Origin of the sequence: Mesobacillus sp. (assembly GCF_049588175.1) — a bacterium.
GTDB lineage: Bacteria > Bacillota > Bacilli > Bacillales > Cytobacillaceae > Mesobacillus.
The window spans coordinates 1-3,112 of the sequence record NZ_JBAVFI010000522.1; the positions used below are offsets into that span (position 1 = coordinate 1).

Sequence of the window (3,112 nt, forward strand, 5' to 3'; positions counted from 1 at the left end):
CCCTGTGTCCCAAAGAATTCATCAGGCCTTCATGGGCAAAAATACTGCTGAATTGTCCGTAAGCGAGATTTTCACCGGCAACTGCAAATGTAATATTATCCTCAGCCATTCGGTCGAAAGGTGATTCCCCTTCAAGGTTTGTGTGGCTAAAATACTTATTCTCTGCCATATCCAGACTGTGTTTCCGGGCAGTTTCCTTCACCTTGTCATCCCAGGTCAAAACTCCCAGGCCATTTTTGACCCTGGCGGCATTGGTCAGGTCAAACAACTGATACTCGAATCCTTCCTTAAGAGGAGCAGTGGCTTCCGTGTAAAAGCCTGTCTTGCTTTTCTCCAATTGCTCGCTGATAATTTGGACTGCTGTCACTGTATTATTTTTGTGTTTATCATAAAATATCGTGACATAACTTCCATCAAGCTGATATACATCATAATCTTGATCTTTCTGGAATTGGTAAAAAACCAATCCCTTGCGAATTTCTGTCAGTGGTTCACCAAATACTTTCCTCACCGTCTCTTTAGGACTGCCAAACTTTACTCCGGTTTTAGAAGAGATTAAGTCCTGGTTGGTGAATAGTCCGTTAACATTCCCATCCTTTCCGTAGGAAACCGTGACAAAGTTCTGGAAATTTTCATGATACGCATGCCATTGGGTCCCGTATTCATTAACAGAGATCCGTTCAGGAGTGCCTAACTGTTTCTCTGCCTCAGTTTTTGCCTCCGCTATTTCAACATTGTGTATAGAGAAGGTTTGCTCTGCAGGAGCTGTCAAATCTGGTTTTTCTACTTTAGGGAAAACATTTTGCTTATCCCCGGTCAGCTCTTCCTTTTTCTCATCCAGCTTCACAAAAAGCTGATTAATCCCTTTATTGACCTCATCTAGTGCCATCCAAAACTCAGGTTTATCTTTCAAAGTATTTAATTCAGTCTTCAACTCATCCACGTTTTGAATATCTTTATTATTTGTTAAAAATGGCCATGCAAAATATACGATTATGCCAATAACCACTAAATTGAATAAACGCCTCAATTAGAATCCTCACCGTCCTGCCTTTGAAAATGGACCTTCCCTATCAATATACCCACTAAAATGAAATTAAAAAAGCATAATGCGGAGATGATAGGTATGAGTGGAGGAGAATCAGAAGCTCTGCGGATAAATACTAAAGCCACCTGAAAAAGAAAAAAAGTTGCTTAACATTAACCAATAAAGGATTTTGTGCCGGAAAAGAGAAGTAGATTCTAAACAGGTGAGAAAGTTGAAATTAATCTGTCTATTGTCTTGCGAAAAAACGAAGTAATGTTAACTAATATTGTCAATAGGCTGCCAAAAATAAAACCAGCTGCTTAATGTTCATTAATATACATTATGTGAAATCATTCACAAAAAGTTCAAATCTAAGTTATCCAAATCATATCGGTCCATTGTATTATTACTATATCGATAGTGTTTATATTTTCAAGGAGGAGCAATCATGAAAAAATTATTTCAACTCATTTTAGTATTAGGCCTCATTTTAACGCCTTTCTATACACAAGCTCATGTTAAATGGTTTACCGAGGTTACACCACATAAAGAAACAATTGAAAATATCATGTCGCCATTATTCATGGGGCTTGCTTTAGTGGCAGCTGTTGTTCTTGCTTTACTTACATTAATCATCCCAAAAACGGCTGAATGGCCACTCATAAAAAAAATGGATGATTTTCTTTCTGGTTTCAGGAAGTACTCAAGATATTTGCTAAAGTATGGTACAGCTGCTGCGTTGTTGATCCAAATATCAAACGGAACTTTATTTGCGCCAGAATTCCATGTGGAAACAACGTGGATGACGATTCTTATCTGGCTGACAATTGGATTCCTGGCGATTCCACATCATATAGCGACAAAAATCGGTGCTGCAATATTATTGTTCTTGTTTACAAGTGTGACAATGCATCAAGGAATTTTCCATATGCTTGATTACGGCTTTTACGTAGCAATCATCGGTGTATTGCTCGTCGGCAATACAAAGCTTGAGAAGGTTGGTTTTCCATTCTTATATTTAGGAACGGGGCTTTCCTTATGCTGGGTAGCAGTTGAAAAGTGGGTATATCCAACGATGTCTCTTGATATTGTCGCAAACCATGGTGTGCCTACCTTTGGGTTTGAACCTGCTGCCTTTATTGTAATGGCTGCCTTTGTAGAATTCGTCGTAGGTTATCTGCTTGTCGTAGGTATTCTGAACAGGGTTCTTGGCTTTGTAGTAACAACCATTTTCATCCTAACAACAATGCTTTTTGGATTCACTGAAATCATTGGCCATTTTATGGTCCACATTGTCCTGATTATTTTTATCATCGAAGGAGTTTCCTTCTATAATCCACCGATTAAAATGCACAAGACAAAAACAGATCAATTCATTTTCGTTTTCTTGAACTTCATTTTTGTGCTAGCAGCATTTTTGTTAATTTATTACCGTTTCGGATAAGAATTGAACCATTGCAACCAAAGGCTGTCAGGCTGTAGTCAAACTCAGAAAATCAAGTTTGTCTACAGCTTTTTTTATTTAGTTGATCCATAAAACAAGTCGGTAGATTTCCATTCCAGGCGCATCGCTTTCCGCGGGGAAGAATTATGAAAAAGCCCAACTGCCGGCTTTTTCAAAAAGCAAATTCTTCTTTGGCGTCCGGTGACCCCCTCATCGCTTTGCTCCTGCGTGGTGCAAATGATTCCTCACGCGAATCATTTCACCTAGGTCTCCCCTGAACCGCTGATCTCGCAGGACATTGATTTGCTTCCTCGAACCTGCCCACGCACGATGGAACTGCGTGAGCATTTTCGGAGGAGTCTTCGTGCCTTCCGCTCCAATCAACAGGGTTTCAATAATAGATCGGTGGGCTGTATTTTTTCGACAATCTGACAGTCCTTGCAACCAAAGACTGTTTTTTTGATGCAGCAATCTTTTTTTAGGCTTTAAATTCAAAGACCTTTATTGACGGTTGCTTTAGTTATTGTTACGATTTCTCTAGCCAAAATGTTTGGGGAATCATACAAGATTGATGAATCTATTGGGACCGCTTAGCTTATCAGACCTATGCCTGAGAGTAATAATGTAAGCGGATTCAAAAT

General features: G+C 39.3%; 2 protein-coding genes. One reads left to right on the forward strand and one right to left on the reverse strand.

Annotation, left to right across the window (positions count from 1 at the left end):
- Positions 1–1,030, reverse strand: a 1,030-nt coding sequence (locus WB217_RS12735) for a CAP domain-containing protein (RefSeq protein ID WP_423993590.1), incomplete at its 3' end; no start/stop codon positions are given.
- Positions 1,031–1,475: 445 nt separating this feature from the next.
- On the opposite strand from WB217_RS12735, the gene WB217_RS12740 reads away from it, so the two are divergent.
- Entirely contained in the window at positions 1,476–2,471 is a 996-nt protein-coding gene (locus WB217_RS12740) for a hypothetical protein (RefSeq protein ID WP_423993591.1), read from the forward strand.
- Positions 2,472–3,112: the final 641 nt, after the last annotated feature.